Source organism: Ancylobacter sp. SL191 (assembly GCF_026625645.1).
In the GTDB taxonomy this organism is placed as follows: Bacteria; Pseudomonadota; Alphaproteobacteria; order Rhizobiales; family Xanthobacteraceae; genus Ancylobacter.
This window is the reverse complement of the sequence record NZ_CP113056.1, coordinates 2,865,963-2,879,466: the sequence shown is the minus strand read 5'-3', so window position 1 is coordinate 2,879,466 and position 13,504 is coordinate 2,865,963. Positions and strand designations below refer to the sequence as shown.

Genomic DNA, 13,504 nt, shown 5'->3' with positions numbered 1-13,504 from the left:
GGTTCAGGCCCTTCTCTTTTCGGGACGCAGCACGCGAAGCTCGAAAGCCTCAAGCGCGGCCAGCGTCAGGGTGGAGACGAGGATGATGGAGACCACCGCGGCGTACATCTCCGCGTAGTTCGCCACCGAGCGGTGATAGGTGATGAGGTCGCCAATGCCCGTGGGAGTAATGAGCAGCTCAGCGAGGATCACGCCGATGAAACCAGCAGCGAGACCAAGGCGCAGGCCGGCGAAAATGACCGGGCTGGCGTCCGGGATGATGATCTTGGTGATGCGCTGCCACCAGGTGCCCTGGAACGAATAGCACATCGCGACCAATGACGGATTGGCGTTGCGTACCGCCTTGTAACCATTGAGCACGATGACCGGCAGAGAGAGCATGATCACCGCCAGCGTCTTCGAGACGAGGCCGATGCCGTAGACGAAGGTGATCAGCGGGATCAGCGCCGCCATGGGCGCGGCCTGCACGACGATGAACACCGGCGCGATCAGCCATTCGGCGAAGCGCGACAACCCCATCACAATGCCGAGCGCGATGCCGATCACGGTGGAGATGGCGATGCCGATCACCAACGGCTGCAGCGTTTCGGCGTAGGCCGCGACGAAGGAACCATCGAGCGTCATGGTGACGAAGGCGCGCAAGGTCTCCAGGAAGGTCGGGAAGGCGAAGCTGATCGGGATGCGACCGGCGACTTCCCAGATGAGGAAGAAGAGCCCGATGGAGGCGATGCGCCACAGGGCCGAGCGGTGCTCCGAGAGCCTCCTCCAGATGGAGGAGGCTTCGGTGCCGGGGACGGTTCGCGAGGAGCCGTTCACGTCAGCGGGTACTGCCATCAAGCCGGCCTCAATTCGTGCCGACCTTGCCGAGCGCGCGGTTCAGCGGCTCGAGCGCCCAGAATTCCTCGACTTTCAGCTCGGCCGGCTTGCCGGTGAGCTGGCCGGAGAGCGTGTAGAAGGCGAAGTCGTCCTTGGCCGCCGCCTCGCCGCCGCCATTGAGCGGGAAGGCCTTACCCTGCGCGAGCTCGGTGAAATAGGGCGTGATCTCGGCGACCTGATCGGCCGGCAGGTCGGGCAGCAGCTTGTACTTGGCGCGCCACTCGGCAACGATCGCCGGGTTCTTGGTAACCTCGCGCCAGGTGGTCAGCACGGACTCGACGATGATGTCGACGTCCTTCGGGTTCTTGTCGAGGAAGTCCTGCCGGGCGAACAGCGCCTCGTCGGTGGCGTTCACGCCATCGAGCGGCAGGATGATGAACTTGCCCGGCGCCTTCGCCGCAAGCAGCTTCCGCCCGTTGGTGTCGACGATGGTCGCCTTCACATTGCCCTGCAGCAGCGCACCGGTGCGCACTTCGGAGCCGGGGATGTAGCTGATCTTGGAGAACTTGATGCCCTGCTTCTCCTCCATCAGCTTCATGATCGCTTCGGTGCCGGAACCGCGCGAATGCACCGCGATTTCCTGGCCGTCGAGATCCTTCCAGGTCTTGTAGAATTCGGCATTGACCGCCGGGTAGAAGCGCAGCGTGGAGAGCTGCATGAAGATGCGCACCGGCACCTTCACCTTCTGGATCAGCGCATAGGGGCCGCCGACGCCGATATCCGCTTGCCCGCCGACGACGGCCTGTGCCGCGATGTCCTCGGACTTCAGATAGGTCATCTCGATATCCACGCCCTTCTGCTTGGCGAGCTCGAAGGCGGCGAGCAGATGCAGGTTCTCGACGCTCGCAATGTCGCCATAGGCAACACGCACCTTGGCTTCCGCCTCGGGCGAGAAAGCGAGTGCCGCGCTAAAGCCAAGCACGGCGGCGGTGCCGGAAAGGCGCACCAATCCCTTGGTCAGGCTCTTGAGCATGTTCGTCTCCCATGATGCCGGTGGTTGGTTCCACGATGGCTTCGACGGCGCCGGTACCCCGCGAGGTTGGCGACCAATTGATATTTGGTTTACATTGGCTGTACCGTACGGTCAAGTTCAAAACGGCTTGACCGCATGGTCTCGTCGCCTCATAGATTGAACCAATGAGAACTTTGGTTGACCCGCGCCGCCATGCTGAATACGCCGTCTGACATCCATACGGAAAAGGGAATCGTGACCCAGCTGCGCGCCTATCTCGCGCAGACGGACCTCGCTGATGATGGTCGGCTACCGCCCGAGCGCGAACTGTCGGCCGCGCTCGGCGTCTCGCGCACCGAGCTGCGCAAGGCGCTCGACGTGCTGGAAGCCGAAGGCCAGCTCTGGCGCCATGTCGGCAAGGGCACCTTCATGGGCAGCCGGCCGCTCGACACCTTCGCGGACATCAGCGCCCTCGCCCGCCGCAGCAACCCGGCCGAGGTGATGCGCGCGCGTCTGGTGATCGAGCCGGAGATCACCCGCGCCGCGGCCTTCACCGCCACGCCCGCCGCGATTTCCGAAATGCGACTGTGCCTCTCCCGCTCGCGGCAGGCCGACACCTGGCGGCAATATGAAGGATGGGACACGCGGCTTCACCGCACCATCGCGGAAGCGACGCAGAACAGCCTGCTGCTCGGCCTGTTCGATACGCTGAACGCGGTGCGCCGGGCGGTGACCTGGGGCCGGCTGCGCACCGCGCCGGTTCGTCCCCTGCCGACCCATCACAGCTTTGCCGAGCATGAGGCGATCGTCGACGCCATCGAGAATCGCGACATGGCCGCCGCCGCCGCCGCCATGCGCGCCCATCTCCAGACGGTGGAGCGCAAGCTGCTGGAGAAGCAGATGCGCGCCGCCAACGAGGACTGACGCGTCCTCGGTAACGGCCTGCGCTGGCGGGACGTGGCAATTTCTGGTCTCTTGCGACAGGTCAAGGACGCCACGGCGCCTTCACCTTCCCGTGGCAGTCTCACGACATGGCCCCGCCCGGCCGCGCCACGGGTCGCAAGGAACCAGATGAACAGCCCCATCAGCCGGCATGCCGCCCACGGCAATTATCACGGCCTCATAGCCCGCGCGGCCGCCCTCGGCCCGCTGCGCACCGCCGTCGCCCACCCTTGCGATGAATCCTCGCTGCGCGCTGCTCTCGACGCGACCCGCGCCGGGCTGATAACGCCCATTCTCGTCGGTCCGCAGGACCGCATCATCACCGTCGCGCGCGAGCACGGGCTCGATCTTACCGGCCTCACCCTCATCGACACCGCGCACAGCGCGGCCTCGGCCGCCCGCGCCGTCGAGCTGGTGCGCGCAGGCGAAGCCGCACTGCTGATGAAGGGCAGCCTGCACAGCGACGAGCTTCTCGGCGCCATCACCGCGCGGGACAGCGGACTGCGCACCGGGCGGCGCGTCAGCCATGTCTTCATCATGGATGTCCCATCCTACCCCGAGCCGCTGTTCATCACCGATGCGGCGGTCAACATCTTTCCCGACCTCGATGCCAAACGCGACATCGTGCAGAACGCCATCGACCTCCATCTCGGCCTTGGTCTCGGGCGCCCGCGCGTGGCGATTCTCTCGGCGGTGGAGACAGTCACCACCAGCATCCCCTCCACCATCGAAGCCGCCGCCCTGTGCAAGATGGCCGAGCGCGGGCAGATCACCGGTGCTGACCTCGACGGGCCACTGGCGCTCGACAACGCCATTTCCCCGGAAGCCGCGCGCATCAAGGGGCTCACCTCACCCGTGGCCGGCCGCGCGCAGATACTGGTCGCCCCTGACCTTGAGGCCGGAAACATGCTGGCGAAGAACCTCACCTTCATGGCTGGCGCCGACGCCGCCGGGCTGGTGCTGGGCGCGCGCGTGCCGGTGATTCTGACCAGCCGCGCCGACACGTTGAAGACCCGCCTCGCCTCCTGCGCGGTGGCGGTGCTCTACGCCGATGCGCGGCTGCGCCAGCCGGGGCTGGGAGGTTGAGCGATGAGCGATGTCCTGTTCGTGGTGAATGCCGGCTCGTCCAGCATCAAGTTCAAGCTTTACGGCGTGGAGGGCGATCAGCTCGAGGTGATGATCGCCGGCGCGCTCGACGGCATTGGCACCCGCCCGCGCCTGCGGGCCCGCGACGGTGCCGGGCAGACCCTCGTGGAGGAGGATTTCACCGCGCAGGAGATCGCCGGCCCGCATGATGCTCAACACGCCATCGGCGACTGGATCACGCCCCTCATCGACGACCACCATCTGATCGGCGTCGGTCATCGCGTGGTGCATGGCGGACCGGACTACAGTCACCCCGTGCGGATCGACGATGCGGTTCTGGCACGGCTGGAGAGCTTCATTCCGTTGGCGCCACTGCACCAACTGACCAATCTCGACCCCATCCGCGTCATCCGCCAGCGCCGGCCGGATCTGCCGCAAGTTGCCTGTTTCGACACCGCTTTCCATCGCGGGCACCCGGAAATCGCCGACCGCTTCGCCCTGCCCCGCGCCTTGTATGACGATGGCGTGCGCCGCTACGGGTTTCACGGCCTGTCCTATGAATATGTGTCGACCAAACTTCGCGCCATCGACCCGCAGGCGGCGGCGGGCGCCGTGGTCATCGCCCATCTCGGTTCCGGCGCTTCCGCCTGCGCGCTGCGCGACGGGGCCAGCCAGGATTCCACCATGAGCTTCACCGCGCTCGATGGGCTCCCCATGGGGACACGCTGTGGCGCCCTCGATGCGGGCGTGGTGCTTCACCTCATCGAGCAGAAGGGCATGAGCCCCGCCGAAGTTGGCCACCTGCTCTATCATGACAGCGGCCTCAAGGGCCTCTCCGGCATTAGCAGCGACATGCGCGAGCTCATCTCTAGCGATGCCCCTGAGGCGGCGCTGGCGGTGGATTACTTCTGCCTGAAGGTCGCTCAGGCGATAGCGCAGTTCACCGTCACATTGGGCGGCCTTGATGCGCTGGTTTTCACCGCCGGCATTGGCGAGCGCTCCGCACCGGTGCGGGCGCGAATCGCGGAGCGGCTGGCGTTTCTCGGTCTGCAGCTGGATGCGGATGAGAACGAGCGGAACGCCCTCCGCATCGACGCCTGCGGCTCAAGCCTGCGGGCCTTTGTCATCCCGACCGACGAAGAAGGCATGATCGCCCGCCACACGCTAGGGTTGCTCGGGGACGAGGGAGGTGAAGCACGTCAGGGCGCGCCGAGGCCCTGATAGGCTTTCCATTCCCGCTCGATCTGCGCCCGTGTATCAGGATTGAGGGTCGCCAGCAGACGGCGCCAGAACGGGCCGAAATGACGCGTGCTGTCACCGAGCACGATCTGAAGCTGCGAGAACATCATCCGCTTGGCGTTGTCGGGCAATTCTGGCCAGAGATTGAGCATGAAGGCAACCCGCCAGTGCACGAGATCGAATTCGCGCGGCCCTGTCACATAAGACATGTTCCATGCGGCGATTGCGAGATCAGGAGAGCGCAACAGCCAGCTTGAGGTCGCGAGATCGAGCCATACGGCGGAATTGACCGGCTCGACCGCCAGCACATTGGCCGCATTGAGCTGCGTACGATCCGGAGAGGCGGCCATCGCCTGGCCAAGCCTCAGATAGAGTTCTCGGGCGCGATTTCGGACACCGACCGTGTTCGTCCATTCCGCCACCTCAGCCTGCAGCGCGATGAGCGGCTGCAGCGTCTCGGCCTTGAGATAATCGCCAGACAGGCTCGTCATGACCCGGTCATCCAGCGACTGGAACCGCCAGAGCCGAACACCACCAAACGCCAGGAGGGATGCCACGACGATAAGGGCGAGCGAGCCGGCGATCCGCAGTGAACGCCCGGCTTCGACGCCCGAAAGTTCAGCCGACATAGTACTTCTTGTAATAGGCCGACGAGTAATAGGAGTAGCGGCCGTAGCGCGGCGTCCGGCGCAGATCGACCATGTTGAAGGCGATCCCGCACACCTTGCGGTCGCCCGGGATACGCTCAAGCGAATGCCGCACGAACTCACGCGCCGTCACACCCCAACGAACCACGAAGACCACTTTGTCCGCAACCGCCGCGAGAACCGACGCATCAGCCACCGGCCCAATCGGCGGAGCGTCGACGATGATCAAATCGAAGCTCTGGCGCAGCTGGTCAATCAGGTGCTGCATTCGCGCGGACCCCAGCAGGTCGGGCGGGCTCTGCGTCTTCGCGCCGGAGCCGAGCACATAGACGCCGGACAGCTTGTCGCGGTGAAGAATGCCCTCAGCCGACGCGGTCTGTGCCAGTAGTTCCACCAGGCCCGGCCGGTCGGTCAGACCGAACTGCTGGGAAATGGACGGACGCCGCAGATCGCAATCGATCAGCAAGGCGCGCTTGCCCGAAGTCGCCGCAGAGACGGCGAGCGAAATCGCCAGCGACGTCTTGCCTTCGCCCGGTGAGGCGGAAGTGATCTCCACCACCTGAGGCGGATTGTCGACGTCGGACATCTGAACGCCCGCCCGCAGGCTGCGTATAGATTCGCTGAAGCGCGACAATGGTTTATCAACGAGGAACTTGAGCACAGGGACGGCCCCGCCGGCCTCCATCTCCGGGAAGTCAGCCCATTCAACAGAGGACAGGACAGGCAGCCCCGTCTGCTCTTCCACCTGACGCGGGCTGGTGAAGCCCGAATTCAGCAGATCCAGCAAAAGCGCGACACCGAAGCCGACGACCAAACCAAGCGCCGCGCCCGCGCCCAGGAACAGCGAACGGCTCGGCGCCGTCGGAGCACCCGCCGGCAACGCCGGCGTAATGATCTGCGCATCCTGGATATTCACCTCAGACCGTTCGGAGGTGAGTTTGGCCTGCGTGAGGAAGGTCTCGTAGAGCGTGCGGTTCGCCTGGGCGTCTCGCTCAAGCTCGCGCAGCCGGATCGTCAGACCGCTCTCCGTGCCGGCCTGCCCCGACGCTGCGGCGACGTTGGCCTCCATCGCATCGGCGCGCGTCTGGGCAACGTCATAATCATTCTTGAGATTTACAATGATACGTTGAATTTCGGTGTTGACCAGGCGCTCGATTTCGCGGCGTTCGGCCCGCACATTGACCACGAGCGGATGACGTTCGCCATAGCGAGACACCAGGTCCGCCTCCCGGGCCGAAACCGAGGCGAGCCGGCCGCGCAGGTCGCTGATCACAGCCGATCGGATGACGTCAGGAATGGCATCGACCTTGCCGCCACTTTCGACAAGTTCACGGGCCTGTTCATACTTGGCTTTTTTGGCGGCAGCTTCAGTCTGTATTTGGACCAGCTCAGCATTCACCTCGGAAAGCTGCTGATCATTGAGCGTTTTTGACCCGACAGAGACGAGATTGTTTTCGCTGCGGAACTTGACGACCGCCTCCTCGGAGGCGCGCAAGGCATCGCGGAGAGACTGCAGGCGCTCCGTCAGCCAGGACGAGGCACGTCGAGCCGCATCAAAGCGGCTTTCAAGCTGATCCGTGATGTAGGCGTCCGCGATGGCGTTGGCGATCCGCGCCGCCTTAACCCGGCTTTCGGAAGTGACCGCGATCGTGATAATCGACGACCGCGGCTTGCGGGCAATCGTCATCGCCAGCTTCAACCGGCCGATCGTCCCACGCGTGACCGGATCAACATCGTCGCCAGATGCCGCCTGCGGTGCGCCAACCGGAGCCGGTTCCGCACCCAATCCGACGAGCATCTTAAGTCTCGTTAGGATGGACAACTCAGGCTTGCCGAACTCGTCGTCGTCATTCAGCTTTTCATGATCCACGACGCGCTTGAGAAAATTCACCGACGTGATGATCGCGATCTGATCGTCCATCACCGTCTTTTCGCCGAGCGGAGACAAGTCCTCGCCAAGGCCGACGCGGGATGAGCTGTCGAGCAGAACTTCAGCCGTGCTCGTATAAGTCGGCGTTATCGTGAGATAGACTACAAAAGCTGAGGCCAATACGGTCACAGCCACCATGAGCATGAGCGACCATCGGCGGAGCAAAAAGTCCACCACGTGATGCAGGTCGAAACGACCGCTCTCCTCCAGCCGAGAGTAATCCGCAATCTGACCGTGCATCTCAACCCACTCAGGACGTCGCCGATATAAACCGAGGAACCGCGCCCGCCGAACAGCCCCGCACCGCCCTCTTAGTCACCGTGCATTATACTCACATAATGCACGATTCATAGCGACGCTGCCGACCGAGAGTGCTATAATTTTTCGTGGTTATAAACTTGCCTTTGCAAGGGCCTTAAATGGCATAGTAAAATTCTAGACTGAACCACCAAAAGCCACATCAAGACTATCCGCTAAGCTTGTTAGGTAGAATGATGCCTGCACGACGCAAGTGGGGGGTTGACGGTGAAAAGACTTCACTCAACCGCTTCCGCAGAGTTTTACTACTAGGCGCCGCCGCCGCTGTGCTCTCTGGGTGCGCTGGGGCACCCAGCGCACCGCCGCCGAGCGCCGCGGCCCCGGATACACCGCCAGAGTACCTTTTGGGAACCGGTGATCGCATTCGCCTCAATGTCTTCAACGAGACATCGTTGTCTGGCGAGTTCGAGGTCGACTCTTCCGGCATGATCTCGATTCCGTTGATCGGCTCGCTGAAGGCAGCAGGTCTGTCGCAGCGCCAACTCGAACAGTCGATCAGTGAAAAACTGGCCAGTGGCTACATGCGCGATCCGCGCGTGAATGTTGAAATTCTGAAATATCGCCCATTCTACATTATGGGCGAAGTTCATAAGGCGGGCGAATATCCGTACCGCAATGGCATGAATATCGTCAGTGCGGCTGCAGTCGCTGGTGGCTTTACCTATCGCGCGAATGATCAGACGGTCTTCATTCGCCGTGCTGGCCAGAGCCAGGAATATGCCTACCCGGTCACCACGACGACCATGGTTTATCCGGGCGATATCGTGCGGGTTGCCGAACGCCTGTTCTGATCGCACGAGCCGGTGATGACGCGTGATGCGTCTTACCGGCTTGTGTCGATGCGGCGGCTCCAACTTTGGCTGAGTCCCGCACCGAGCAAGGCCCAGAAGGTCACACCGACCGCCTGGATCTGCAGGCTGAAATCGATCAGTGAGTGCGTGAGCGCCGCAACGCTGGCCGCGAGCGCCGCCAGACTGAGCAGCGGCCGGCTCTCTCGGCGAGCGATGTTGCGCATCATGACGGCGAGCACGCCGGCGCCGAGAGCGAGCAGCCCGAGCGTTGCCGGAAAGCCAAGCTCGAAGGCGAGCTCGACATAGGTGTCGTGGGCCTTTGTCCAGAAGGAATCGGTGAACCGATCACTCCGGTACACCGGATAGACCTCCGGGAAGCTGCCATAGCCGAAGCCGGTAAGCGGGACATCGCGCGCGGCCTCAAGCGTTTGCAATGCTACGGCAATTCGGGTTTCGATCCCGTCGGCAGTTTCAACACGCCCGGCCGTTCCCGCACCATAGGCAAGCACCAGCGCGGCAAAGCCGATCGCGACGATCAGCCCGACGAGCAGTTGCGCCACATAATGGCGGCCGAAGACGCCGTAGAGGACAATGAGGCTCACCACACCGAGAACGCCGCAGAGCAGACCGGCCCGCGACAGGGTCCAGAGCAGCGCGATCGCGATGATGAGCAACGGCACCGTGAGCGGCAGCGCCTGCCGGAGCGCCCGGGCCATGAACTCTGACAGCCGGAACGCGAATGGCAGGCGCCGCGAGACGCCGCCCCCCTGCAAGCTGTCGAACACAAGAGCGAGCGCGACCACCAGGCCGAGGTTTGCATAGGTGGCAAAGCTGTTGCGGTTCACGAAGGTCGAGGTCACCGCGTCGAGATAGGCGGTCTTGGGGCCCCAGAGCAGGTGTTCCGGGAACGCGATCAACTGGACGATGCCGTAAAGCGCGTAGACGGCGACGATCACGACGAGGCCAAGGGCGAACAGGCGCGCGCGCAGCCCATCGCGGCAAAGCTGAACCGCCAGATAAAACGCCGCCGCCGTCGTTGCCAGCCGAAGCAGAGCAACCAGACCGGCATCAGGTGTCGTGGAAATGCTGCCGGCAACCGGCGCGGCCCCCGGGACGGATATCAGCACATCCTCGGCGATCTGCCAGAAATCGCTGCGCCAGGATAGCGGAACACCTGGCAGCGTCTGCACGACGATCCAGCCGGCGACCGCCATGAAGAGTCCCAGTGCCCACCCCACACGGCGCAAAGCGACCGGGCGGGGCCGACCGCCGAGCACGACGCCGAGCTCGAGGACCGCCAGCATGCTTCCGAAAACGATGGCATTGGTCGCCCAAGCGATCGGACGGTTACTGCCAAAGGCCAGCGGCAGCCAGGCAAGCGTGGCCATGAAGATAACGAAAATCACATCGTGGAGGCTCTCGACGCCGTCGGCGCGGCGCAGGAACCGCGCATCGTCCCGGTCCGCGTGTCCGGCCCGCATGGCTGTCGCCGCTTTCATGTGGTCAACACCCTTACCTCCGCCGCCTCCAGCACCGCGCAACTGAGACGATGGGTAAGATAGGCACCGGTATCGACGTTAATGCGGTTCGGCAGAATCTCAGACGCCATGACCGGCGTATGGCCATGGACCACCCGCCGCCCGTGATCGGCGGTGGAATTGATGAACGCTTCACGGATCCAGAGGAGGTCGTCGTCGGCCTGGCGCTCCAGTGGAACACCCGGTCGCACGCCGGCATGGCAGAAGAAATAGCCCCCCAGCTCATGGGAGGTCGGCAGCTCGCGCAGGAAGGCGAGATGCGCCGGCGGGATGGCCTCGCTCATAGCCGCGCGCAACGCGTCCTCTCCACCGGCGGTCAAGTGCTGCCGCGCCACGATGCCGTAGGAGAACAGTGTCTCTACCCCACCATTCGCCAGCCAGACATCAAAGTCGCGCCGCCCGTCGAGAGCCTCCAGCAACATGGCTTCGTGATTACCCTTGAGACAGATCCACCCGGCCGCATCACGCCCCGCGATCAGGCGGTCAATCACCTGACGGCTTGCGGGGCCACGATCAATGTAGTCACCAAGGAAAATGAAGCGGGCGGAGGAAGGCCCCGCCGATGCGCATCGGGCATCCTGCACAACCATGGCGAGCAGACGGTCCAGAAGGTCGAGCCAGCCGTGAATATCACCGATGGCGTAGACGCGCTGCCCTGCGGGGATGCTGTAGGGGGGCGGCTCGGGAACAACCGCCCGCGCACGAAAGCGGGAAAACAACATGACGCCGGCCAATGACCTCGGGATCGACGAAAACGCTCAGCCCCCCAGCTAAACTTCTCCCCAAAGGTAGGCCACCCGCAAACGCGGATGGTCGGTACGCACGACACTCAGTAGGTGAGCACCATCGCCGCGCTGACCAGATTCTGCTGGTAATCCTCGACGCCGTTCACGCCGTTCAGGCTCGAGGAGTAATCCGTGTAGTTATACGTCAGGCGGAAGGTGGCGTAACGGTTCCAGAGATAACGGATTTCCGCGCCGGCGACATACTGGTCGTCGTCACGCGGGTAGTCTTCGTAATTCTGGTTCTGGTAGCTGAACCAGGCGGAGAGCAGGATGTCGCGACGCCACTCATAGTCACCGCGGACACCGACCGTCGAGCTCAGCACGCTCGAGCCACTGAGCCCGTCATAATCGAAGTCCGACGTCAGCACTTCCTGCTTGGCATTGAAGTTGATCGTCAGAAGCGGCGTGGCGAACCAGTCGAGATTGGCGCCATAGGTGAAGTGAGGAACCGAGTCGATATTGCCTTCGGCATCCCAGTAGCTGTAGCCGACATAGATTTCACCGCGCGTCAGGCGCGAGGGCTGGAACTCGAGACCGGTAGTGAAGGTGTACTGCTCAGCGTTGTAATCCGTGTCTTCCATGAAAGACCAGTCATAGCTGGCACCCAGGAAAACGCTGGTCAACGGGCTGATATTGTAGCCGACGCGACCGCTGAGCTTGTAATCCTGACCGTCGCGATAGCTCTGATCCGTCGGGATGCCATCAATATCATCAGCAAAGGCGCGATCGCGGAAGTCGAACAGAACGCGCGTCCAGAGCCGGTTGAAGGATTTGCGGAAACCGATACCCGCCGTGGTCTGGTCATAAGGCAGAGGCGCGGTCAGGTTGGTGTCGGTTTCGTCGTCGCCGGGCAGCTCGTTAAGATGCGAGAAGCGGGCATAACCGATAAGCTCGAGATCGCCAGTCACATCGAGACGGCCATTCGTGCCAACCGAGTAGCTCTGATAGTCGGCGTTGCTGTACTTGGCGTAGGTGCCGCTCTGGAAATAGCCATCAAACCCGAGATAGTGCTGGGTCCAGTCAGACTTCACCGTCACAGCAGGCCGAACCGTGAAGATCCAGTCCGCCTTCTCATTGGTATTGGTCGCCGTGATGTTGTCGTTATAGCCTTCGCTCACATAGAGCGACGGGAGGATCGTGAAGGACGACAGAGCTACACCCGGCGAGTTAACCGCAGCCGCGGCGCGATCACCGACACTCAGCAGCGCCGGATCCGAAGACGTCGCCGACGCGGAGGCCGACGGCGGGTATTCAGCCGCGACAGCGACCCCACCAAACACGCTACCCAGAAGGGCCGATACCAACCCCGCCGCCGCTACGTTCTTCTTCATGACCCCCGCCCCTCTCAGATTCACAATGCCCCGCAACATCATCAGGTCGGGCTTATTTCATTGGTCGTATCGTTCGGCAGCGCCGGAATGATCACCGCAATCGGGCTCGTCTCCGGCGCCAGTTGCGGCGGCAGCAACGCGCCACCGGCCGCATTCAGCGTGACCGCGAACTGCGCCCCGAACGCGCTTCCACGCGACACGCCCTCATCAACAAAGACCTGATTGACCGCCTGCAGCGCCGCCTGAGCAGCCGGATTGGTCGCCGCCACGACCTGCAGCTCGCGCACACCCAGCGCAACGCCATCCGCCAGCAATTGAGTAAGACTCAAATTCGGCGCCAGGCCAGGAACACCCTCCTTGCTGACGGCGATGATCACCTTGACGACTTCACCGGCCACAGCAGGATTTGCAGCAATCAGATTGCGGATCGCGCCACGCGCCTGATCCGCCGTCACTTGCCCAGAACGAACCGCGTTAACCAGCGCCGCGATCCGAGCCTTCACAGCCTCTGCACGCTGCTCCACCGACAAGACCGGCGAGAACCGAACCGGAGTCAGGACGCTCGCGGTCTGAGCAGCGGCCGGCACACCCGCAAGGCATGCAGCACCAAACGCCACGACACACGCGACAGCCGCAGCACGCGCAAGACCGACTGCCATTGGATCCCCCAATCCTGATTTCCGCGATTCATGATTACCACACTACGGCACGCACACTAGTGCAGAGAAGCCACACTGGTCAACATTTACCACCAACAGAGGCGACTAAATATCGGCAAATTCGGAACAAATGAGCGGTACTCCGATCTTCTTCCCGACTTCTGCGCTCGCCGGCAAATAACGACACCGGCAATCTCAGTCTCTCTTCTGGCTGAAAACAACAATCTTTCCCGCGCCGGGGGGCGAAACGGCCGATTAAGACTAAATTAATGACGGATATTCATCAGATGATCGGCCCACTTCACCGAGATGACGCAGGATAAATTGGCGAAATGTGATAATTCGTAACCACGGAGTTCTATGTTGCACTGCAACTTCAGCGGTGGCATCTGGAATTATCAATATTTCGA

Annotated in this window: 12 protein-coding genes; 4 read left to right on the top strand and 8 right to left on the bottom strand. The window is 62.9% G+C overall.

Annotation, left to right across the window (positions count from 1 at the left end; all coding sequences use genetic code 11):
- Window positions 1–3 precede the first annotated feature (3 nt).
- Together OU996_RS13110 and OU996_RS13105 are read right to left on the bottom strand one after the other, a co-directional pair.
- Window positions 4–834 carry an ABC transporter permease gene (locus OU996_RS13110; RefSeq protein WP_267582057.1) on the bottom strand — a complete coding sequence of 277 codons (831 nt, stop codon included), beginning with the start codon at window positions 832–834 and terminating at the stop codon, window positions 4–6.
- A gap of 10 nt (window positions 835–844) precedes the next feature.
- Window positions 845–1,849 (bottom strand): ABC transporter substrate-binding protein, encoded by a 1,005-nt coding sequence (locus OU996_RS13105; RefSeq protein WP_267582056.1) that lies wholly within the window; start codon window positions 1,847–1,849, stop codon window positions 845–847.
- A 192-nt stretch (window positions 1,850–2,041) separates the two neighbouring features.
- On the opposite strand from OU996_RS13105, the gene OU996_RS13100 reads away from it, so the two are divergent.
- From OU996_RS13100 to OU996_RS13090, 3 genes are all read left to right on the top strand, one after another.
- The gene (locus tag OU996_RS13100; RefSeq protein WP_267585708.1) at window positions 2,042–2,752 is read left to right on the top strand and encodes a FadR/GntR family transcriptional regulator; all 711 of its coding nucleotides are present in this window, start codon (window positions 2,042–2,044) and stop codon (window positions 2,750–2,752) included.
- A gap of 147 nt (window positions 2,753–2,899) precedes the next feature.
- Entirely contained in the window at window positions 2,900–3,856 is a 957-nt protein-coding gene (locus OU996_RS13095; RefSeq protein WP_267582055.1) for a phosphate acetyltransferase, read from the top strand.
- Between the two features lie 3 nt (window positions 3,857–3,859).
- Entirely contained in the window at window positions 3,860–5,077 is a 1,218-nt protein-coding gene (locus tag OU996_RS13090; protein ID WP_267582054.1) for an acetate/propionate family kinase, read from the top strand.
- Here OU996_RS13090 and OU996_RS13085 read toward each other — a convergent pair.
- On the bottom strand, window positions 5,056–5,724 hold the full coding sequence (locus OU996_RS13085) for a hypothetical protein (RefSeq protein ID WP_267582053.1): 669 nt from the start codon (window positions 5,722–5,724) through the stop codon (window positions 5,056–5,058). The two genes, OU996_RS13090 and OU996_RS13085, sit on opposite strands and share 22 nt — an antisense overlap.
- Window positions 5,714–7,912 (bottom strand): polysaccharide biosynthesis tyrosine autokinase, encoded by a 2,199-nt coding sequence (locus OU996_RS13080; protein ID WP_267582052.1) that lies wholly within the window; start codon window positions 7,910–7,912, stop codon window positions 5,714–5,716. Before OU996_RS13080 ends, OU996_RS13085 begins: the two co-directional genes overlap by 11 nt.
- Before the next feature lie 251 nt (window positions 7,913–8,163).
- On the opposite strand from OU996_RS13080, the gene OU996_RS13075 reads away from it, so the two are divergent.
- Window positions 8,164–8,781 carry a polysaccharide biosynthesis/export family protein gene (locus tag OU996_RS13075; protein ID WP_324290699.1) on the top strand — a complete coding sequence of 206 codons (618 nt, stop codon included), beginning with the start codon at window positions 8,164–8,166 and terminating at the stop codon, window positions 8,779–8,781.
- Window positions 8,782–8,813: 32 nt separating this feature from the next.
- Here OU996_RS13075 and OU996_RS13070 read toward each other — a convergent pair whose 3' ends face one another.
- The 4 genes from OU996_RS13070 to OU996_RS13055 all read right to left on the bottom strand — a co-directional run bounded on the left by OU996_RS13070 (window position 8,814) and on the right by OU996_RS13055 (window position 13,094).
- Entirely contained in the window at window positions 8,814–10,280 is a 1,467-nt protein-coding gene (locus OU996_RS13070; RefSeq protein ID WP_267582051.1) for an O-antigen ligase family protein, read from the bottom strand.
- The gene (locus OU996_RS13065) at window positions 10,277–11,041 is read right to left on the bottom strand and encodes a metallophosphoesterase family protein (protein WP_267582050.1); all 765 of its coding nucleotides are present in this window, start codon (window positions 11,039–11,041) and stop codon (window positions 10,277–10,279) included. Before OU996_RS13065 ends, OU996_RS13070 begins: the two co-directional genes overlap by 4 nt.
- A gap of 107 nt (window positions 11,042–11,148) precedes the next feature.
- Window positions 11,149–12,435: an outer membrane beta-barrel protein gene (locus OU996_RS13060; protein ID WP_267582049.1), complete on the bottom strand. Its 1,287-nt coding sequence runs from the start codon at window positions 12,433–12,435 to the stop codon at window positions 11,149–11,151.
- A 41-nt stretch (window positions 12,436–12,476) separates the two neighbouring features.
- Window positions 12,477–13,094, bottom strand: a complete 618-nt coding sequence (locus OU996_RS13055) for a hypothetical protein (RefSeq protein WP_267582048.1) — start codon at window positions 13,092–13,094, stop codon at window positions 12,477–12,479.
- Between the last annotated feature and the right edge of the window lie 410 nt (window positions 13,095–13,504).